Here is a 19,754-nt window from a genome sequence, read left to right as displayed (position 1 = left end):
CTTTTCAGCTGATTTTACTCACAAAAAGACAGAAAGCATCAGCCGCCGAGTGACCCGTGGGTCAAAACGCGCATCTTCACTGTATCCTGTCTGCGGGCGGTGAAGGTTGCGGGCCTGTTCAATGTCGTCATCGACGCCCGCCATTGCCTCCGGTTCGGGGTGGTGCAGCCCCCTGACTGTCGACACCCTCGAGCGTGCGAGTGGTGATTTTCAGCTGTTTATTATTGGGAAGCCATAATGATTGGCATAAAAAGTATAGCGAGTTACGTTCCGGCAGCCGGGGTTGACAACTACGCCCAGGGTGCAAAGTTCGACAAGGATGAAACCTTCATTCTCGGCAAGATCGGTTCGGCCTTTTTGCCGCGCAAGGGTGACGAGCAGGAAACCTCCGACCTGTGTGTCGAGGCAGTCAATGCCTTGTTCGCAGCCAACCCCGGTCTCAAGCGCGAGTCCATTGATGCGCTGATCGTCGTCACCCAGAACGGTGACGAAGAAGGCTTGCCGCACACCGCCGCCATCGTCCAGGACAAGCTGGGCCTGCCGACCCACGTGGCGGCCTTCGATATTTCCCTGGGCTGCTCCGGTTACGTCTACGGCATCTATGCGCTCAAAGGCTTCATGGAAGCGGCGGGGCTGAAAAACGGCCTGCTGATCACCGCCGATCCGTATTCGAAGATCGTTGACCCGGAAGACCGCAACACCACCATGCTGTTTGGTGATGCGGCGACGGTCACCTGGATGGGCGAAGACCCGACCTGGCGCCTGGGCAAGGCCAAGTTCGGCACCGACGGTTCCGGTGCGCCGCACCTGAAGGTCAGCGATGGCGTGTTCTTCATGAACGGTCGTCAGGTGTTCAACTTTGCCTTGCTCAAAGTGCCGGCGCATTTGCATGCGCTGCTCGATGAGTCGGACCTGCAGGCCAGCGACATTGATGCGTTCTGCATTCACCAGGGCAGTGCGGCCATCGTCGATGCCGTGGCACGCCGCTTTGAAGAAGGCGAGCCGGAGAAATTCCTCAAGGACATGCTGGAGACCGGCAACACCGTGTCCTCGAGCATTCCGCTGCTGCTGCAGAACCACGTGTTCGGCTCCGCTTGGAGGCGCGTGGCCATCAGCGGCTTCGGCGTTGGCCTGTCGTGGGGCTCGGCGATTCTCTATCGCCCTTGATCCAGAGCGGTTACAGCGCTGAACAGAACGCCCGGGAATGCACATTCCCGGGCGTTTTTCGTTTTATTGACGCCGGGTTTCTGGCTGCCAGCCCTTGAAAACAAAGGGCTGGCACCATGCCACTAAAAAATTCAAAAAAACCGCTCAAGCAAAGTGTGTTCACGACGATAACTATTACGAAGGTTCTCTAGGCCACACCCGGCGGTTGCCAGGGCCGGAAGCCGCAGTATCCATCCAACGAGGATTTCGTCATGGCTTTAACCGTAAACACTAACATTGCGTCGATCACTACTCAGGGCAACCTGAACAAAGCGGGCGGCGCCCTGGCCACTTCCATGCAGCGCCTGTCTTCCGGCCTGCGTATCAACAGCGCTAAAGACGACGCTGCCGGCCTGCAAATTGCCAACCGCCTGACCAGCCAGATCAACGGCCTGGGCCAAGCGGTCAAGAACGTGAACGACGGCATCTCCATCGCTCAGACCGCTGAAGGCGCGATGCAGGCTTCGACCGACATCCTGCAGAAAATGCGTACCCTGGCCCTATCCTCGGCTACCGGTTCCCTGAGCGCTGACGACCGTAAGTCGAACAACGACGAATACCAGGCACTGACTTCCGAACTGACCCGTATCTCCCAGACCACCACCTTCGGTGGCCAGAAGCTGCTGGACGGCTCCTACGGCACCAAGGCTATCCAGGTCGGCGCCAACGCCAACGAAACCATCAACCTGAGCCTGGAAAACGTAGCGGCCAGCAACATCGGTTCGCAGCAAATCAAAAGTGGCACCATCGCGCCAAGTGCAGGAGGCCTGGCGGGCGGTGATATCACTGTTACCGGCAACGGTCAATCCAACACCATCACCTATGGCGCCAAAGCTTCCGCACAAGAAATCGCCAGCAAGTTGAATGGTTCGATTGGTGGCTTGACCGCTACCGCCAGCACCGAAGTGAAACTGGAAGTGGGTGCTGCTACCCCGTCAAACTTCAAGCTGGCTGTTGGTACCAGCGGCGCAGTTGACTTTGTCGGTGTAACCGATCTGGCCAGCCTGGCTGACCAGTTGAAGTCCAACTCTGCCAAGCTGGGCATCAGCGTTAACTACGACGAAGCGACTTCGAATCTGACAGTCAAGTCCGATTCGGGCGAAAACCTGGTGTTCTCGGGCGCTGACGCCAACGCTCAAGCGAACATCCTGGTTGGCGCAAAAGACGGCGCTGGTAGTTTCGCAACTGCAGCGGCCTTGGGTGGTACTGATCTGATTGTCAATGGTCAGGTTTCCCTGGATTCGGCCAAAGGCTACTCCCTGAGCGATACCGGTACTGGCGTATCCGACGTGTTTGGTGCCGCGACTATCTCGTCGACCAAGAAAACCATCTCCGAGACCGACGTTACCGACATCACCAACGCACAAAACGCGCTGGCTGTGATCGACAAGGCTATCGGCACCATCGACGGCGTTCGTTCGGGTCTGGGTGCTACCCAAAACCGTCTGACCACCACTGCCGACAACCTGCAGAACATCCAGAAGAACTCCACCGCTGCTCGTTCCACCGTGCAAGACGTAGACTTCGCTGCTGAAACTGCAGAGCTGACCAAGCAACAAACCCTGCAATCGGCTTCGACCGCGATCCTGTCGCAAGCGAACCAACTGCCATCCGCTGTACTGAAGCTGCTTCAGTAATAGCGACACTGGGTGACTGACGGAAGGGCGCGTTTACGTGCCCTTTCGTCATTTTCGTGAAGAGGAGATCAGGCATGGACATGAGCGTGAAGTTGAACCTGGCTTATCCAGCAGCCGTGGCCACACAAGGTGCAACGCCGTTGGCCGCAGCGCCTGTTGATAAGTCGAAGGCTGAAGCCGGGGTGTCGAAGCTCTCGGAACCCAAGCGCGATGAGCTGGAAAAAGCAGTCACCGATATTCGAGAATTCGTACAAGCGGCCCAGCGCAAACTGGACTTTTCCATTGATGATTCCACCGGCCGGGTCGTGGTCAAGGTCATCGCCACCGACAGTGGTGACGTGATCCGCCAGATCCCTTCGGAAACCGCATTGAAACTGGCGCAAAGCCTGACGGACGCCAGCAGCCTGCTGTTTGACGACAAGGTCTGAGCTGGCATGAATTTTGTTGCTGCCTGCGCTTGCGGCGCACGTCGTCAAGAAAGCGGCAGCCACTGAACAAGGAGATAGACGATGGCGGGTACAACGGTTAGCGGTATTGGTTCGAACATCGATACCCAGGCGATCGTGAAGTCCTTGGTGGACGCGGAAAAGGCGCCCAAGCAAGCACAGATCAACACCCAGACGCTGAAAGCAACCACCTCGCTGTCGTCGATCGGCAAGATTCAGGCGGCGCTGGATGCTTTCCGTGGCGCCCTGACCACCATGGGCACGGACAACAGTTTCCGTGGCCTGGTCACGTCCTCCTCGGACGAGAAGGTCGCCACCATGACCGCGGGCAATGGCGCCGCCAACGGCAGTTTTGCGCTGGTGGTCGGGCAGTTGGCCAGCGCCTCCAAACTGTCGACCCAAACCTATGCCGGTGGTGCCTCGACGGTGGTCAACAGTGGCACGACGCCGACCACCTTGACGATTTCACAGTCGGGCAAGAACTATGATTTGAGTGTGCCGGCCGGGGCGACCTTGCAGCAGGTGCGTGACTCGATCAACACGCAGTTTTCCACCTCTGGCCTGAGTGCCAACATCCTCACCGACTCTACAGGTTCACGGCTGGTGTTGACCTCGACCACCATGGGCGTTGGCTCGGACCTGACATTGTCCGGCAACTCTGGCCTCGACACCGGTGCGACCGTGATCGACGTGCCACAGAATGCCAAGTACACCATCGACGGCATCGCGATGGAGTCCAAGAGCAACACCATTGCTGAAGCGGTCAGTGGTGTCAGCATCAAGTTGCTGTCGGTTTCGCCGACGGCGGCCGGTGCGCCCAAGCCAACCCCGACCACCATTTCCGTGACCACCAGCAACTCGGCGCTCAAATCCGGGGTCAAGGGTTTTGTCGACACCTACAACGCGCTGATGAAAGCGATCAATACCGAGACCAAGGTCACCATGGGGGCGGATGGCAATCCGATTGCGGGTGCCATGACTGGTGATGCGTCAATGCGCACCTTGGTCAACTCGATTCGTAGTGAGCTGAACGCGCTGTCAGGCACGGGTACCTATAAGTCCCTGGCGCAGTTCGGCATCAGTACTGACTCGACGACAGGGCTGTTGACCCTCGATGACAAGAAGTGGGACAAGGCGATGACCACCAATGCGGCGGACATCACCAGTATCTTCACTGGCAAGGACGGCCTGATCGCGCGCATGACCGCCGTGACGGACGATTACGCCAAGGCAAGCACCGGGACGCTGGCCGAGCGTTCGAAGTCTCTGAGCGAAAGCCTGAATGATCTGAAAAAGCAGCAAGACAAGCTGGATGAACGCATGACGCTTCTGCAAACCAGCCTCACGTCCAAGTACACCGCCATGGACTCCCTGGTAGCCAAGTTGCGTGCACAGAGCGACAGCATCATGACCACGCTCAACGCGCTGAACAATCCCAAGGACAGCTGATCCGTTCCAAGGCTAAGCAGCCCGGGCTGACCTTGCGAGGCGCCCGGGTTTTTTCTTGAGCAGTCCGTCGACCCTAAAGTTTTTTGCGGCACAGTCGAAACAAAGACCAGAACCCGACTTTATAGTGGTCGCCTGTCACGAGGTAGAAACATGAATCCCATGAGAGCCCTTCGCCAATATCAGAAGGTCAATTCCCATGCCCAGATCTCTGAAGCCAGCCCTCATCGCCTGGTGCAGATGCTGATGGAAGGCGGGCTGGACCGCATTGCTCAGGCCAAGGGCGCGCTGGCGCGTGGCGACATCGCGGAGAAGGGCCTGATGCTCGGCAAGGCGATCGATATCATTATCGGCTTGCGTGATGGTCTGGACGCCGAGAAAAGTGATATTCCGGATTATGTGCAGCAGCTCGAAAGCCTGTATGTGTACATGACCAACCGGCTGATGGAAGCCAATCTGCAGAACGACGTCGAAATCATGGACGAAGTGACGCGTTTGCTGATCACGGTCAAGAGTGGTTGGGATGCTATTGCGGCAGAATAGGCCGTTCGGCCTGAGGAACATGTCATGAGCCATGCACTGCAACGGATTGACGACACCCGCGAGGCCTTGATCGGTGCGTTGCTCGAGCGCAACTGGGATGCCATCGGCAAACTGGATGAGACGTGCCGCACCTGTATCGATGAGGTACTGAGCGAGGCGTCGACGGATGAAGGTGCCTTGCGCGAAAAACTGGAGAGTCTGTTGGCGGTTTATCGACAGCTGCTGGAAGTGACGACAGGCGAACGCCAGGCAATCGTCGACGAGATGTCGCAGATCAATCAGGCGCAAAAAGCGGCAAAGGTTTACCACCTGTTCGGTTAACGGTTCAGTTAATCCGATTTTAGTGCGCCATAAATTTGACTATGCACGGTTTTTTGACTTAACTAGTGGCTGATTCGAGTTTTCAGGCGTCTATCAGGCTTAATGTGCCGGCAGGCGTCTAGATTGCCCTCTTTGTTCGGGCATATGAGTTGACCAGGGAAGTTGCTATTGCATGTGGCGTGAAACCAAGATTCTGCTGATTGATGACGATAGCGTCCGCCGCCGCGACCTGGCGGTGATTTTAAATTTTCTCGGTGAAGAAAATTTACCCTGTGGTAGCCATGATTGGCAGCAGGCTGTCGGTTCGTTGTCATCCAGTCGTGAAGTCATCTGTGTCCTCATCGGGACGGTAAGTGCTCCTGGTACGTTGTCGAGTCTGTTAAAGACACTCGCTACCTGGGATGAGTTCCTTCCGGTGTTGTTAATGGGCGATAATTCTTCCGTTGACCTGCCTGATGAACAGCGCCGCCGGGTGCTTTCCACCCTGGAACTGCCGCCCAGCTACAGCAAGTTGCTCGACTCCCTGCACCGTGCCCAGGTCTATCGCGAGATGTACGACCAGGCCCGTGAGCGCGGTCGTCATCGTGAACCCAATCTTTTCCGCAGCCTTGTCGGCACCAGCCGGGCGATTCAACACGTCCGCCAGATGATGCAGCAAGTTGCCGACACCGATGCCAGCGTGCTGATCCTCGGTGAGTCCGGCACGGGCAAGGAAGTGGTGGCGCGCAACCTGCACTATCACTCCAAGCGCCGCGACGCGCCGTTCGTGCCGGTCAACTGCGGGGCGATCCCGGCCGAGTTGCTGGAAAGCGAACTGTTCGGCCACGAGAAGGGCGCCTTTACCGGGGCGATCACCAGCCGTGCCGGGCGTTTTGAGCTGGCCAACGGTGGCACCCTGTTCCTCGACGAAATCGGCGACATGCCGTTGCCGATGCAGGTCAAGCTGCTGCGGGTGTTGCAGGAGCGTACCTTCGAGCGCGTGGGCAGCAACAAGACCCAGAGCGTCGATGTGCGGATCATTGCCGCGACCCACAAGAACCTGGAAAGCATGATCGAGGTCGGCAGCTTCCGCGAAGACCTGTATTACCGCTTGAACGTATTCCCCATCGAAATGGCGCCCCTGCGCGAGCGGGTCGAGGACATCCCGTTGCTGATGAACGAGTTGATCTCGCGCATGGAGCACGAGAAGCGCGGTTCCATTCGTTTCAACTCGGCGGCGATCATGTCGCTGTGCCGCCACGGCTGGCCGGGCAACGTCCGCGAGCTGGCCAACCTGGTGGAGCGCATGGCGATCATGCACCCGTACGGGGTGATCGGCGTGGTCGAGTTGCCGAAGAAGTTTCGCTACGTCGATGACGAAGACGAGCAAATGGTCGACAACCTGCGCAGCGATCTGGAAGAGAGGGTGGCCATCAACGGGCATACCCCGGACTTCACGGCCAACGCCCTGTTGCCGCCCGAAGGCCTGGACCTGAAGGATTACCTGGGTGGCCTGGAGCAAGGGCTGATCCAGCAGGCACTGGATGATGCCAACGGGATTGTCGCGCGCGCGGCCGAGCGCCTGCGCATTCGCCGCACCACCCTGGTGGAAAAGATGCGCAAGTACGGCATGAGCCGTCGTGATGGAGAAGAACAGGCGGAGGATTGACGCCTGTTTTTCAACTCATTGAATAATGGGCAGTTTTTTTTAGGCACGGGTATTGCTACATCCCTCGCAACGTTCCGTTTAACTGACGGTCAGCCAAGCGAGAGAGCACGATGCCCCACGCCGCCCAGATGTCTCCAGTCCCCGACACGCCCTGCGTAGAGCAGGCAAGCCGGCTTGGTCTTGAGCAGGCGTTCGCGCTGTTCAATCAGATGTCGAGCCAACTCACCGACTCCTACAGCATGCTGGAAGCCCGGGTCACCGAACTCAAGGGTGAGCTGGCGGTGGTCAGTGCCCAGCGGATGCAGGAGCTGGCCGAAAAAGAACGCTTGGCCAACCGCCTGCAAAACCTCCTTGATCTGTTGCCTGGCGGTGTCATCGTCATCGATGCTCAGGGCATCGTGCGCGAAGCCAACCCGGCCGCCGAGGAATTGCTCGGTCTGCCCCTCGAAGGCGAGTTGTGGCGCCAGGTGATTGCGCGCAGTTTCGCCCCCCGTGACGACGACGGTCATGAAGTCTCCTTGAAGGACGGTCGACGCCTGTCGATCGCCACCCGTTCTCTGGATGCCGAGCCGGGCCAGTTGGTGCTGCTCAACGACCTGACCGAAACCCGTCATCTGCAAGGTCAACTGGCGCGTCATGAGCGCTTGTCATCCCTGGGGCGCATGGTCGCCTCGCTGGCCCATCAAATCCGCACGCCGCTGTCGGCGGCCTTGCTCTATGCCAGCCATCTGGCCGAGCAGGCGTTGCCGGTGGCGACCCAGCAGCGCTTTGCCGGCCGTTTGAAAGAGCGCTTGCACGAGCTGGAGCACCAGGTGCGTGACATGCTGGTGTTTGCCCGCGGCGAGTTGCCGCTGACGGATCGCGTGACCCCCAAGGCGCTGATGCAATCGCTGCAGGCGGCGGCCCAGACTCACGTCCAGGGCTTGCCGATCCGTTGGCAGTGCGACACCCATGCCGGCGAGTTGCTGTGCAATCGCGACACGCTGGTTGGCGCACTGCTGAACCTGCTTGAAAACGCCATTCAGGCCAGCGCTGGCGATGTGCGCTTGAAAGTGCATGCCTATCGCCGTGGCAATACCCTGCGGCTGTGCGTCAGTGACAACGGCGAAGGGATCGATGCCTCGGTGCTTGAGCGCCTGGGGGAGCCGTTTTTTACCACCAAGGCCACCGGCACCGGCTTGGGCCTGACCGTGGTCAAGGCCGTGGCGCGGGCTCATCAGGGACAATTGCAGCTGCGCTCGCGGCCGGGTCGCGGCACCTGTGCACGGGTCGACCTGCCGTTGTTTTCCAGCGCTCAAGGACTGGAGTGAGGTCAATGACAATCAAGGTTCTGCTGGTCGAGGATGACCGCGCGCTACGCGAGGCACTGGCCGATACGCTGCTGCTGGCCGGTCACGACTATCGCGCCGTGGGTTCGGCCGAAGAGGCACTGAGTGTGGCGGCTGGCGAGTCCTTCAATCTGGTGATCAGTGACGTCAACATGCCGGGCATGGACGGCCACCAGTTGTTGGGCGCACTGCGGGTTCGTTACCCGCACCTGCCGGTGCTGCTGATGACCGCCCATGGCGCCGTGGAGCGCGCGGTGGATGCGATGCGCCAGGGCGCTGCGGACTATCTGGTCAAACCGTTCGAGCCCAAGGCGTTGCTCGACCTGGTGGCGCGGCATGCCCTGGGCAGCCTGGGCGGTGCAGAGGACGAAGGGCCGGTGGCGTTCGAGCCGGCCAGCGCACAGTTGTTGGCGCTCGCGGTGCGGGTGGCACGCAGTGATTCGACGGTGCTGATCTCGGGCGAGTCCGGCACCGGCAAGGAAGTGCTGGCGCGTTACATTCATCAGCACTCGCGACGCGGCCAGCAGCCGTTCATTGCGATCAACTGTGCGGCGATCCCGGACAACATGCTCGAGGCGACGCTGTTCGGGCATGAGAAAGGTGCGTTCACCGGGGCGATTGCCGCTCAGGTCGGCAAGTTCGAGCAGGCCGACGGCGGGACCCTGCTGCTCGACGAAATTTCCGAGATGCCCCTGGGCTTGCAGGCCAAGCTGCTGCGCGTGTTGCAGGAGCGCGAGGTTGAGCGCGTGGGTGCGCGCAAGCCGATTGCCCTGGACATTCGTGTGGTGGCGACCACCAACCGCGACCTGGCGGCGGAAGTGGCGGCGGGGCGTTTTCGTGAGGACCTCTATTATCGCTTGTCGGTCTTCCCGCTGGCCTGGCGCCCGCTGCGCGAACGCACTGCCGACATTCTGCCGCTGGCCGAGCGCCTGCTGGCCCGGCACGTCAGTAAAATGAAGCATACCGCCGCCAGGCTTTCGCCTGAGGCGCAGGCGTGCCTGATCGGTTATCCCTGGCCGGGCAATGTGCGCGAGCTGGACAACGCCATTCAGCGAGCGCTGATTTTGCAGCAGGGCGGGTTGATCCAACCGCAGGACTTTTGTCTGTCCGGGCCGGTGGCTTGTGCGCCATTACCGGTCCTGACGCCTGCTCACGTGGCGTCGCGGGCGCAGGAGGTCAAGACGCCCCAGGCAGAATCGGCCGGGGTCTTGGGCGATGACCTGCGGCGTCATGAGTTCCAGATGATCATCGACACCCTGCGCAGCGAGCGCGGGCGGCGCAAGGAAGCCGCCGAGCGCCTGGGCATCAGTCCGCGGACCCTGCGCTACAAGCTGGCGCAGATGCGTGATGCCGGCATGGACGTCGAGGCCTGTTTATTCGCGACCTGAACCTTGTGTGAGTAAAGCCCGGACAGGGCTTTTGTCGAGCGTCGCCATGGAGCTGGCACCCTTGTTGCTAACACCACTCTATCCGCCGAGTGAGTGTCAAAAAATTGCGGGTCGTCAGAGAGAGTAGTCCATGAGTCAAGGAATTGAATTCAACCGGTTGATGCTGGACATGCGGGCCATGCAAATGGACGCCATGGCTGCGCCCAAGGCTGGCGTCGCCGTGCCGGAACTGGCTGGCAGCAGCTTCGCCGACATGCTCGGCCAGGCCGTCAACAAGGTCAACGAAACCCAGCAGGCGTCGACCCAGTTGTCCACCGCGTTCGAGATCGGCAAGAGCGGTGTCGACCTGACCGATGTGATGATCGCCAAGGAAAAAGCCGGCGTCTCCTTTCAGGCACTGACCCAGGTGCGTAACAAGTTGGTTCAGGCATACCAAGACATCATGCAGATGCCGGTTTAAGGACGAGATTGAGTCATGGCAGAAGCAGTCGCCGATAACGTTCCGGCCAAGGTCGCGCCCACCGACGGCAAACCGCCGCTCTTTGGGTTGTCCTTCCTGGAAAACCTCTCCGAGATGACCATGCTGCGTCAGGTCGGCCTGTTGGTCGGCCTGGCCGCCAGTGTGGCGATTGGCTTTGCCGTGGTGCTGTGGTCGCAGCAACCCGATTATCGGCCGCTGTACGGCAGCCTGGCCGGGATGGATGCCAAGCAGGTCATGGAAACCCTGGCCACCGCTGACATTCCTTACACCGTAGAACCCAATTCCGGCGCCTTGCTGGTCAAGGCCGATGACCTGCCGCGTGCGCGGCTCAAACTGGCCGCCGCGGGTGTCACTCCCACCGACGGCAACATCGGCTTCGAAATTCTCGACAAGGACCAGGGCCTGGGCACCAGCCAGTTCATGGAGGCGACCCGTTATCGTCGCGGCCTTGAAGGCGAACTGGCGCGCACCATTTCCAGCCTGAACAACGTCAAGGGCGCTCGCGTGCACCTGGCGATCCCGAAGAGTTCGGTATTCGTGCGTGACGAGCGCAAGCCCAGCGCTTCGGTACTGGTTGAACTCTATGCCGGGCGCTCGCTGGAGCCGGGTCAGGTGCTGGCCATCGTCAACTTGGTGGCGACCAGTGTTCCGGAATTGAGTAAATCGCAAATCACCGTGGTCGACCAGAAGGGCAACCTGCTCTCCGACCAGGCGGAAAACTCCGCGTTGACCATGGCCGGCAAGCAGTTCGACTACAGCCGCCGCATGGAAAGCATGCTCACCCAGCGTGTGCACAACATCCTGCAGCCGGTGCTGGGTAACGATCGTTACAAGGCCGAAGTGTCCGCCGACGTGGACTTCAGTGCGGTCGAATCGACATCCGAGCAGTTCAACCCTGATCAGCCGGCGTTGCGCAGCGAGCAGTCGACGTCCGAGCAGCGCACCGCCAGCAACGGCCCGCAAGGCGTTCCCGGCGCGTTGAGCAATCAGCCTCCGGCACCGGCCTCGGCGCCGCAAACCACCGGTGGCGCGACCGCTTCGGCCGGCATGGTGCAGCCTGGTCAACCGTTGCTCGATGCCAACGGCCAGCAGATCATGGATCCGGCCACGGGTCAGCCGATGCTGGCCCCGTACCCGGCGGACAAGCGCCAGCAGTCGACCAAGAACTTCGAGCTTGACCGCTCCATCAGCCACACCAAGCAGCAACAGGGGCGCTTGAATCGCCTGTCGGTGTCGGTGGTGGTCGATGATCAGGTCAAGATCAACCCGGCCAACGGCGAAACCAGCCGAGCGCCGTGGAGCGCCGATGAACTGGCGCGCTTCACCCGCCTGGTTCAGGACGCGGTCGGTTTCGACGCCAGCCGTGGCGACAGCGTCAGTGTGATCAACATGCCGTTCTCCGCCGAGCGCGGCGAGGTGATTGCCGATATTCCGTTCTACTCGCAGCCGTGGTTCTGGGACATCGTCAAGCAAGTGCTGGGTGTGCTGTTCATCCTGGTGCTGGTGTTCGGCGTGCTGCGTCCGGTGCTCAACAACATCACCGGTGGCGGTAAGGATCGGCAGCTGGCGGGTATCGGCAGTGATTCCGAGCTCGGCGGCCTGGGCGGTCTGGATGGCGAGCTGGGTAACGATCGCGTCAGCCTCGGCGGTCCGCAAAGCATCCTGTTGCCTAGCCCGAGCGAAGGCTATGACGCACAGTTGAACGCAATCAAGAGCCTGGTGGCCGAAGATCCGGGTCGTGTGGCCCAGGTCGTGAAAGAGTGGATTAACGCAGATGAGTGATAACCGAGCCGCTATCGCCAAACTCAGCCGGGTCGACAAAGCCGCGATTCTGCTGCTGTCCCTGGGCGAAACCGATGCCGCGCAAGTGTTGCGCCACATGGGGCCCAAAGAGGTCCAGCGAGTGGGCGTGGCCATGGCGCAAATGGGTAATGTGCACCGTGAGCAGGTCGAACAGGTGATGAGCGAGTTCGTCGACATCGTCGGCGACCAGACCAGCCTGGGCGTCGGCTCTGATGGCTATATCCGCAAAATGCTCACCCAGGCCCTGGGCGAGGACAAGGCCAACGGCCTGATCGACCGGATCCTGCTAGGGGGCAATACCAGCGGCCTGGACAGCCTCAAGTGGATGGAGCCGCGCGCGGTGGCGGACGTGATCCGGTACGAGCACCCGCAGATCCAGGCCATTGTCGTGGCCTATCTGGACCCGGACCAGGCGGGTGAAGTGCTGGGTAATTTCGACCACAAGGTGCGGCTGGACATCATCCTGCGGGTTTCCTCGCTGAACACGGTACAGCCAGCGGCACTCAAGGAACTGAACCAGATTCTGGAAAAGCAGTTCTCCGGCAATTCCAATGCCTCGCGCACCACCCTGGGTGGCATCAAGCGCGCGGCGGACATCATGAACTTCCTCGACAGTTCGATCGAAGGCCAGTTGATGGACTCGATCCGCGAAGTCGACGAGGACCTGTCCGGTCAGATCGAAGACCTCATGTTCGTGTTCAACAACCTGTCCGACGTCGACGACCGTGGCATCCAGGCGTTGCTGCGCGAAGTCTCCTCCGACGTGCTGGTGCTGGCCCTCAAGGGGTCCGACGAAGGCGTCAAGGACAAGATCTTCAAGAACATGTCCAAGCGTGCCGCCGAACTGCTGCGCGACGACCTGGAGGCCAAGGGCCCGGTGCGCGTCAGCGATGTGGAAACCGCGCAAAAGGAAATCCTCACCATTGCCCGCCGTATGGCCGAAGCCGGAGAAATCGTTCTCGGCGGGAAGGGCGGCGAAGAAATGATCTGACCTTATGGCCTCCAAGAGTGATGAGTCGCCCACTGACCTGATTCGTGCGCGTGATGTCAGTGGGTTCGACATCTGGTCGTTGCCCAGTTTCGATCCGTTTGTCCCGGAGCCCGAACCCGAGCCTGAACCCGAGCCGCCGGAAATCGAAGAGGTGCCGCTGGAGGAAGTCCAGCCGCTGACCCTCGAAGAGCTTGAAAGCATTCGCCAGGAAGCCTGGAACGAAGGGTTTGCCACCGGCGAGAAAGAAGGCTTTCACAGCACCACCCTCAAGGTCCGCCAGGAGGCGGAAGTGGCCTTGGCGGCGAAGCTGGCCAGCCTTGAGCAACTGATGAGCCACCTGTTCGAGCCCATCGCCGAGCAGGACACGCAAATCGAAAAAGGCCTGGTGGCCCTGGTCCGGCACATCTCCCGCCAGGTGATTCAGCGCGAGCTGGCCATCGACTCCTCGCAAATCGAACACGTCATGCGCGAGGCCCTCAAGCTGTTGCCGCTGGGCGTGGGTAACGTGCGCCTGTACATCAATCCGCAGGATTTCGAGCAGGTCAAAGCCTTGCGCGAGCGTCATGAGGAAACCTGGCGCATCGTCGAGGACGAAGCCCTGCTGCCTGGCGGTTGCCGTGTCGAGACCGAACACAGCCGCATCGATGCCACGGTGGAAACCCGGATCACCCAGGCCACGGCGCAGTTGCTCGATCAACTGCACGAGCAGGCGCTGCACCCGGCCGAGGCGGACCTGTCGATCGACTTGTCCGCTCCCGCGAAAGCGCCTGCCCGGCCAGAGCCAGTGGACTGCCTTGATGCGTCTTGAGCGCACCAGTTTCGGCAAGCGCCTGAGTGGCTACGCCGACGCCGTCGAACTGCCGGGCCAGCCAATCCTCGAAGGGCGCCTGCTGCGCATGGTCGGCCTGACGCTCGAGGCCGAGGGCTTGCGCGCGGCCATGGGCAGTCGTTGTCGGGTGATCAACGACAACAGCTATCACCCGATCGAGGTGGAAGCCGAGGTCATGGGGTTTTCCGGCAATAAAATATTCCTGATGCCGGTGGGCAGTGTCGCCGGCATTGCGCCTGGCGCCCGGGTCGTGCCGCTGGCCGACAACGGCCGCTTGCCGATGGGCATGAGCATGCTCGGGCGTGTACTCGACGGTGCCGGCCGTGCCCTGGACGGCAAGGGCGGGATGAAAGCCGAAGACTGGGTGCCGCTGGATGGCCCGACCATCAACCCGCTCAATCGCGACCCCATCAGCCAGCCGCTGGACGTAGGCATTCGTTGCATCAACGGTTTGTTGACGGTGGGGCGTGGCCAGCGCCTGGGCCTGTTCGCCGGTACCGGCGTGGGCAAGAGTGTGTTGCTGGGCATGATGACCCGCTTTACCGAGGCCGACATTATTGTGGTCGGGCTGATCGGTGAGCGGGGCCGTGAAGTCAAGGAATTCATCGAGCATATTCTCGGTGAAGAAGGCCTCAAGCGCTCGGTGGTGGTCGCGTCCCCCGCCGACGATGCGCCGCTGATGCGCCTGCGCGCAGCGATGTATTGCACGCGAATCGCCGAGTACTTTCGCGACAAGGGCAAGAATGTCCTGTTGCTGATGGACTCCCTGACCCGTTTCGCCCAGGCCCAGCGGGAAATCGCCCTGGCCATCGGCGAGCCGCCAGCGACCAAGGGCTATCCGCCCTCGGTGTTCGCCAAGCTGCCGAAACTGGTGGAGCGGGCCGGTAACGCCGAGGCCGGAGGGGGTTCGATCACCGCGTTCTATACCGTGCTGTCCGAAGGCGACGACCAGCAGGACCCGATTGCCGACTCAGCGCGGGGCGTGCTCGACGGGCACATTGTGTTGTCGCGGCGCCTGGCGGAAGAAGGGCACTACCCGGCAATCGACATCGAGGCCTCCATCAGCCGGGTCATGCCGTCGGTGGTCTCGCCCGAGCACATGCGCCGTGCCCAGTACTTCAAGCAGCTCTGGTCGCGTTATCAACAGAGTCGCGACCTGATCAGCGTCGGTGCCTATGTGGCCGGTGGTGACCGTGAGACCGACACCGCCATTGCCTTGCAGCCGACCATGGTCAAGTACCTGCGCCAGGGGCTCAACGACAACATCGGCCTGGGTGAAAGCGATGCGCACCTGGAGACGATCTTCGCGCCGGCGGCCGGGGGCTGACCGCTATGGCCCAAAGCCGCGCAACGCGCCTGGCACCGGTGGTCGACATGGCTGAAAAGGCCGAGAAGACTGCTGTCCAGCGCCTGGGGTATTTCCAGGGGCAGGTTCGGCTGGCGGAAACCAAGCTGGCCGACCTGGACGGCTTTCGCCTGGAATACCTGGAACGCTGGGTAGAGCGCGGCCGCGAGGGGGTTTCCGGGCAATGGTTGCTGGGTTACCAAGGGTTTCTGGTGCAGCTGGGGACCGCGATCGACCAGCAGCGGCAGAGCCTGGCCTGGCACCAGAACAACCTGGACAAGGCGCGGGACGCCTGGCAGCAGGCGTACGCCCGGGTTGAAGGCCTGCGCAAGCTGGTGCAACGCTATATCGATGAGGCCCGCCAGCTTGAAGACAAGCGCGAGCAGAAGCTGCTGGATGAGCTTTCCCAGCGGTTGCCGCGAGAGAGTCCGTATTGATGGGGGAGGGGTGTCGATTTCATTCCTTGAACATGCCCTGTGCAGGTGCTAAACCTTGTACACGATTGCCAATGACAAGGAAGCTTTAGCATGTCAGTCATCACCGAAGTCTCAGCGGATGGACAAAAACTGACGATATCGATCAAGGGACGGTTTGATTTCGCCAAGCATCAGGAATTTCGCGACTCCTACGAAAAGCTCGATGATCAGCTCAGCTCGGTGGTGGTTGACCTCAAGGACGCCACCTACCTCGACAGCTCGGCGCTGGGTATGTTGCTGTTGCTGCGCGACCATGCCGGTGGGGATGAATCCGACGTGCGCCTGGTCAACAGCAGCACTGACGTGCGCAAGATTCTCGCGATCTCCAACTTCGACAAGCTGTTCGACATCAGTTGATCGCCATGGCGCCGTTGGCGGAGTCCCTGACGGTATTGATCGCGGAAGACAGTGCCGCCGATCGCTTGTTGCTGTCGAGTATCGTGCGGCGCCAGGGGCACGAGGTGCTGGTGGCCGCCAACGGTGTCGAAGCGGTCGAGCTGTACCGCCAGCAGCGACCCCACCTGGTGTTGATGGACGCGATGATGCCGGTGATGGACGGCTTTGACGCGGCGCGCCAGATCAAGCAACTGGCCGGGGAGACCCTGGTACCAATCATCTTTCTGACGTCCCTGACCGAAAGCGAGGCGCTGGCCCGTTGCCTGGAGGCCGGTGGTGACGACTTTTTGGCGAAACCCTATAACCAGGTGATCCTCGCGGCCAAGATCAAGGCCATGGATCGCTTGCGGCGTTTGCAGGCCACGGTGCTGGAGCAGCGCGACCAGATCACCCGGCATCACGATTACTTGCTCAACGAACAGCGCGTGGCCAAGGCGGTGTTCGACAAGGTTGCCCATTCGGGGTGTCTGAGCGCGCCAAACATCCGCTACTCGCAATCCCCCTATGCGCTGTTCAATGGGGATTTACTGCTGGCCGCGTTCACCCCATCCGGTGACATGCAGGTGCTGCTCGGCGATTTCACCGGCCATGGGTTGCCGGCGGCGGTTGGCGCCATGCCACTGGCTGAAGTGTTCTACGGCATGACCGCCAAGGGCTATGGCCTGGCCGAAACCCTGCGGGAAATGAATGCCAAACTCAAGCGTATCCTGCCGGTGGACATGTTCTGCTGCGCGACCTTGCTGTCCTTGAGTTTTCAGCGTGGCTCGGTCGAGGTCTGGAATGGCGGGATGCCGGATGGCTACCTGCATGACATCGCCACCGGCGAGCGCAGGCCGCTGACCGCGCGGCATTTGCCGTTGGGTGTGTTGAGCCCCGAAGCCTTCGACGATCGCACTGACGTGTTCCCGATGGCTTTGGGGGATCGGGTGTTCCTGTTGTCCGATGGGGTCATCGATACCTGCGATGCCGACGAGCAGTTGTTCGGCGTCGAGCGTCTGCACAAGGTGTTTGCCGACAATCGTCAGCCAGAGCGGTTGTTCGAGGAGATCGAGCAGGCGCTGCGCGACTTTGGTGGTGGGGCGCGGGATGACGTGAGCATGGTCGAGATCAGCCTGCTGGAGCCTGAGCACGTCAGCCCGCCAGTGCCGGTGTATTCCGACAGTGGTCAGTCCTGTCCGCTGGACTGGTCGGTGAGCTTCGAGTTTCGTGCCGCCACCCTCAAGCGCTTCAACCCGCTGCCGTATCTGCTGCAGTTGCTGCTGGAAGTGCATGGATTGCGCGCGCAAAGCGGCGCGCTCTACAGTGTGCTGGCCGAGCTTTACTCCAATGCGCTGGAGCATGGCGTGCTGGGGCTGGATTCGAGCATCAAGCGCGACGTGTCGGGGTTTGCGCATTATTATCAGCTGCGCAATCAGCGCCTTGAGCAGCTTGCGGACGGCTACCTGCGGGTGCATTTGCAGGTAGTGCCCCAAGGGGCTGGCGGGTGCCTGGTGATAGAGGTTGAAGACAGCGGCAATGGTTTCGATGTGCAGCGCGTGATGGACCGACCGTCGGACGTCGGCCGCTTGTCGGGGCGAGGCGTGAGCCTGATCCGTCAATTGAGCCACAACGCCTGTTGGTCGGACGATGGTCGACGGGCCCGCGTGGAGTTTTCCTGGGACGCTCAGGCATAATCCGTACATTCTTGATCAAGGAGCGAACAAGTGACTGAGACACATCTGGATCACAACGTGTTGAGTGCGTTGCAGGAAGTCATGGAGGGAGAGTATCCGCTGTTGCTGGATGCGTTTCTTGCTGACTCCGAAGAGCGTTTGCGCTTACTGCGCAAGGCGGACGACGTCGCGCAGATTATCAATGTGGCCCATAGCCTCAAGGGCAGTAGCGGCAATATGGGAGCGCTGCGCCTGGCCGAGTTCTGCGGTGAACTGGAACAGCGTGCCAAAAAAAATACGACCCCCCCGGCCGTCATTGCGCGACTGGTAGGCGAAATCGACGGTGAGTTCGAGATTGTCCGGCCGCTTTATGAAGCCGAGCGCCGGCGCTCTTAGTCGCCGCCGGGCAAGGCTGGCCCGACCTTTGCAGTCATCTCCACTGACTTTACCTACGATTCCCGTGCAGCGGAGACTGCCATGCCCCTTTCCCCACACCTGCTTCTTCAGGCGAGCGCCAAGGCCAAACCTCAGTCCGGCCCCGCCAATGCCCCGGCGGCGCCCGTGGCGCCAGGGGACAAGGCCGCCAGCTTTGCCGGCGTGTTTGCCGGTCAGGCCTGGGGAAAATCCCCCGTGACTGCTGACGCAGTGGCAAAGACGCCACGTGACAAGGCTGCCGAAGGTCCGGCCAAAAAGGATGTCGCCAGTGATGCGCCTGCCGCTGCGGCCCCTGTGGTTGCCGGTAGCGGCAAAACCTTGCCTGCCGACAACATCGATAAACCCGACGGCGCCCAGGCCGCAACGGACGATACGCTACCCCTGGACCCGGCGTTGCGGGTGGATGCACAGCCAACAGCGCCGACACCGGTTGCTGACTCAGCGGCCGTGGTCGCGGCGGACCCGGTTGCCGAGGCTGCCATTGCCGCCTCGGTTCAAACCGTCACCGCGCCGGCATTCGACCCTGAAGCCGATCCGCTCGATGCGCTGCCCGCGGTGCGTTTGGCCATGGAGCAGAGCGGTCACGTCTCTGCGTCCACGCAGGCCCAGACCAAGCTGGCCCCGGCTGCGCTCGATGGCGAGCCGACGCCGGCGCAACACTTCTCCGCCGGCATGGCCAGCATGCTTGAATTGCAAGCCGACAAGGACAGCACCGGCCAGGGGGGCGAAAAAGCCTTCACCGGCTTGTTGGACGACGGGCTCAAGGACCTGGGCGCTGCCAGCAGCGACACCCGCGTCGACGATTTTGCCAGCCGCCTGGCGGCGCTGACCCAGGCGGCGACACCGAAAACCACCAATGCGCTGCCGGTCAACCAGCCGATCGCCATGCATCAAAGCGGCTGGACCGAAGAAGTGGTCAATCGCGTCATGTACCTGTCGAGTGCCAACCTCAAGGCCGCCGAGATTCAGCTTCAGCCGGCCGAACTGGGGCGCCTGGATATCCGCGTCAACCTGATTCCGGATCAACAGACCCAGGTGACCTTCATGAGCGCCCACGTCGGGGTTCGCGAAGCGCTGGACGGGCAGATGCACCGGTTGCGCGAGATGTTCGTGCAGCAAGGCATGGGGCAGGTCGACGTCAACGTGTCCGACCAGTCCCGGGGGTCCCAGGAGCAGGCTCAGCAGGGGCAGAGCGGGCGCACTTCGGCCAGCGGTGCGCGCCTGGACGCGACCGCCGATGAGCCTTCGGTCAGCGTGACCGAAGTCGCCGCCAGCACCACCAGTGTGATTGGCACCAGTGCGGTCGATTACTACGCCTGACTGAACGCAGAACCCACTCCAGTGGCAAGCGAGCTTGCTCGCGCAGGGCTGCACAGCAGCCCA

Annotated in this window: 19 protein-coding genes; all 19 read left to right on the top strand. The window is 61.2% G+C overall.

Annotation, left to right across the window (positions count from 1 at the left end):
• Positions 1-237 precede the first annotated feature (237 nt).
• Entirely contained in the window at positions 238-1,167 is a 930-nt protein-coding gene (locus CKW29_RS12205) for a ketoacyl-ACP synthase III (protein WP_095145666.1), read from the top strand.
• Between the two features lie 251 nt (positions 1,168-1,418).
• Positions 1,419-2,843, top strand: a complete 1,425-nt coding sequence (locus CKW29_RS12200) for a flagellin (RefSeq protein ID WP_095145667.1) — start codon at positions 1,419-1,421, stop codon at positions 2,841-2,843.
• Positions 2,844-2,917: 74 nt separating this feature from the next.
• Positions 2,918-3,271: a flagellar protein FlaG gene (locus CKW29_RS12195; RefSeq protein WP_095145668.1), complete on the top strand. Its 354-nt coding sequence runs from the start codon at positions 2,918-2,920 to the stop codon at positions 3,269-3,271.
• Between the two features lie 81 nt (positions 3,272-3,352).
• Complete coding sequence (fliD, locus tag CKW29_RS12190) at positions 3,353-4,738, top strand: flagellar filament capping protein FliD (RefSeq protein WP_095145669.1); 1,386 nt, start codon at positions 3,353-3,355, stop codon at positions 4,736-4,738.
• A 150-nt stretch (positions 4,739-4,888) separates the two neighbouring features.
• Positions 4,889-5,278: a flagellar export chaperone FliS gene (fliS, locus tag CKW29_RS12185; protein ID WP_095148575.1), complete on the top strand. Its 390-nt coding sequence runs from the start codon at positions 4,889-4,891 to the stop codon at positions 5,276-5,278.
• 24 nt (positions 5,279-5,302) lie between these two features.
• Positions 5,303-5,599: a flagellar protein FliT gene (locus CKW29_RS12180; RefSeq protein WP_095145671.1), complete on the top strand. Its 297-nt coding sequence runs from the start codon at positions 5,303-5,305 to the stop codon at positions 5,597-5,599.
• A 172-nt stretch (positions 5,600-5,771) separates the two neighbouring features.
• The gene (locus tag CKW29_RS12175; RefSeq protein WP_095148574.1) at positions 5,772-7,247 is read left to right on the top strand and encodes a sigma-54 dependent transcriptional regulator; all 1,476 of its coding nucleotides are present in this window, start codon (positions 5,772-5,774) and stop codon (positions 7,245-7,247) included.
• A gap of 110 nt (positions 7,248-7,357) precedes the next feature.
• Positions 7,358-8,557, top strand: coding sequence for a PAS domain-containing sensor histidine kinase (locus CKW29_RS12170; protein ID WP_095145673.1), 1,200 nt, complete (start codon positions 7,358-7,360; stop codon positions 8,555-8,557).
• A gap of 5 nt (positions 8,558-8,562) precedes the next feature.
• Positions 8,563-9,963 carry a sigma-54 dependent transcriptional regulator gene (locus CKW29_RS12165; RefSeq protein WP_095148573.1) on the top strand — a complete coding sequence of 467 codons (1,401 nt, stop codon included), beginning with the start codon at positions 8,563-8,565 and terminating at the stop codon, positions 9,961-9,963.
• Between the two features lie 130 nt (positions 9,964-10,093).
• Positions 10,094-10,423, top strand: coding sequence for a flagellar hook-basal body complex protein FliE (gene fliE, locus CKW29_RS12160; protein ID WP_095148572.1), 330 nt, complete (start codon positions 10,094-10,096; stop codon positions 10,421-10,423).
• A 15-nt stretch (positions 10,424-10,438) separates the two neighbouring features.
• Positions 10,439-12,226: a flagellar basal-body MS-ring/collar protein FliF gene (fliF, locus tag CKW29_RS12155; protein WP_095148571.1), complete on the top strand. Its 1,788-nt coding sequence runs from the start codon at positions 10,439-10,441 to the stop codon at positions 12,224-12,226.
• A complete protein-coding gene (gene fliG / locus CKW29_RS12150) occupies positions 12,219-13,238 on the top strand; it encodes a flagellar motor switch protein FliG (RefSeq protein ID WP_095080149.1) in 1,020 nt (339 codons plus the stop codon). The genes fliF and fliG overlap by 8 nt, the downstream gene beginning before the upstream one ends.
• A 4-nt stretch (positions 13,239-13,242) precedes the next feature.
• On the top strand, positions 13,243-14,046 hold the full coding sequence (gene fliH, locus CKW29_RS12145; RefSeq protein WP_095145677.1) for a flagellar assembly protein FliH: 804 nt from the start codon (positions 13,243-13,245) through the stop codon (positions 14,044-14,046).
• Entirely contained in the window at positions 14,036-15,394 is a 1,359-nt protein-coding gene (fliI, locus tag CKW29_RS12140; RefSeq protein WP_095145678.1) for a flagellar protein export ATPase FliI, read from the top strand. Before fliH ends, fliI begins: the two co-directional genes overlap by 11 nt.
• Positions 15,395-15,399: 5 nt before the next feature.
• Positions 15,400-15,849 carry a flagellar export protein FliJ gene (gene fliJ / locus CKW29_RS12135; RefSeq protein ID WP_095145679.1) on the top strand — a complete coding sequence of 150 codons (450 nt, stop codon included), beginning with the start codon at positions 15,400-15,402 and terminating at the stop codon, positions 15,847-15,849.
• A 90-nt stretch (positions 15,850-15,939) separates the two neighbouring features.
• A complete protein-coding gene (locus CKW29_RS12130; RefSeq protein WP_095145680.1) occupies positions 15,940-16,245 on the top strand; it encodes an STAS domain-containing protein in 306 nt (101 codons plus the stop codon).
• Positions 16,246-16,250: 5 nt separating this feature from the next.
• Entirely contained in the window at positions 16,251-17,957 is a 1,707-nt protein-coding gene (locus CKW29_RS12125) for a fused response regulator/phosphatase (RefSeq protein WP_095145681.1), read from the top strand.
• A 30-nt stretch (positions 17,958-17,987) separates the two neighbouring features.
• On the top strand, positions 17,988-18,332 hold the full coding sequence (locus CKW29_RS12120) for an Hpt domain-containing protein (RefSeq protein ID WP_095145682.1): 345 nt from the start codon (positions 17,988-17,990) through the stop codon (positions 18,330-18,332).
• Between the two features lie 81 nt (positions 18,333-18,413).
• Positions 18,414-19,691, top strand: a complete 1,278-nt coding sequence (locus CKW29_RS12115; protein WP_095148570.1) for a flagellar hook-length control protein FliK — start codon at positions 18,414-18,416, stop codon at positions 19,689-19,691.
• The last annotated feature ends 63 nt before the right edge of the window (positions 19,692-19,754 follow it).

Origin of the sequence: Pseudomonas sp. Irchel s3a18 (assembly GCF_900187535.1) — a bacterium.
Lineage (GTDB): Bacteria > Pseudomonadota > Gammaproteobacteria > Pseudomonadales > Pseudomonadaceae > Aquipseudomonas.
This window is presented reverse-complemented; position numbering and strand designations above follow the sequence as displayed.

What these genes read in the sequence shown, in the direction of transcription:
- CKW29_RS12205 (WP_095145666.1), top strand. Translation starts at nt 238, where the DNA reads ATGATTGGCATAAAAAGTATAGCGAGTTACGTTCCGGCAGCCGGGGTT.
- CKW29_RS12200 (WP_095145667.1), top strand. Translation starts at nt 1,419, where the DNA reads ATGGCTTTAACCGTAAACACTAACATTGCGTCGATCACTACTCAGGGC.
- CKW29_RS12195 (WP_095145668.1), top strand. Translation starts at nt 2,918, where the DNA reads ATGGACATGAGCGTGAAGTTGAACCTGGCTTATCCAGCAGCCGTGGCC.
- fliD (WP_095145669.1), top strand. Translation starts at nt 3,353, where the DNA reads ATGGCGGGTACAACGGTTAGCGGTATTGGTTCGAACATCGATACCCAG.
- fliS (WP_095148575.1), top strand. Translation starts at nt 4,889, where the DNA reads ATGAATCCCATGAGAGCCCTTCGCCAATATCAGAAGGTCAATTCCCAT.
- CKW29_RS12180 (WP_095145671.1), top strand. Translation starts at nt 5,303, where the DNA reads ATGAGCCATGCACTGCAACGGATTGACGACACCCGCGAGGCCTTGATC.
- CKW29_RS12175 (WP_095148574.1), top strand. Translation starts at nt 5,772, where the DNA reads ATGTGGCGTGAAACCAAGATTCTGCTGATTGATGACGATAGCGTCCGC.
- CKW29_RS12170 (WP_095145673.1), top strand. Translation starts at nt 7,358, where the DNA reads ATGCCCCACGCCGCCCAGATGTCTCCAGTCCCCGACACGCCCTGCGTA.
- CKW29_RS12165 (WP_095148573.1), top strand. Translation starts at nt 8,563, where the DNA reads ATGACAATCAAGGTTCTGCTGGTCGAGGATGACCGCGCGCTACGCGAG.
- fliE (WP_095148572.1), top strand. Translation starts at nt 10,094, where the DNA reads ATGAGTCAAGGAATTGAATTCAACCGGTTGATGCTGGACATGCGGGCC.
- fliF (WP_095148571.1), top strand. Translation starts at nt 10,439, where the DNA reads ATGGCAGAAGCAGTCGCCGATAACGTTCCGGCCAAGGTCGCGCCCACC.
- fliG (WP_095080149.1), top strand. Translation starts at nt 12,219, where the DNA reads ATGAGTGATAACCGAGCCGCTATCGCCAAACTCAGCCGGGTCGACAAA.
- fliH (WP_095145677.1), top strand. Translation starts at nt 13,243, where the DNA reads ATGGCCTCCAAGAGTGATGAGTCGCCCACTGACCTGATTCGTGCGCGT.
- fliI (WP_095145678.1), top strand. Translation starts at nt 14,036, where the DNA reads ATGCGTCTTGAGCGCACCAGTTTCGGCAAGCGCCTGAGTGGCTACGCC.
- fliJ (WP_095145679.1), top strand. Translation starts at nt 15,400, where the DNA reads ATGGCCCAAAGCCGCGCAACGCGCCTGGCACCGGTGGTCGACATGGCT.
- CKW29_RS12130 (WP_095145680.1), top strand. Translation starts at nt 15,940, where the DNA reads ATGTCAGTCATCACCGAAGTCTCAGCGGATGGACAAAAACTGACGATA.
- CKW29_RS12125 (WP_095145681.1), top strand. Translation starts at nt 16,251, where the DNA reads ATGGCGCCGTTGGCGGAGTCCCTGACGGTATTGATCGCGGAAGACAGT.
- CKW29_RS12115 (WP_095148570.1), top strand. Translation starts at nt 18,414, where the DNA reads ATGCCCCTTTCCCCACACCTGCTTCTTCAGGCGAGCGCCAAGGCCAAA.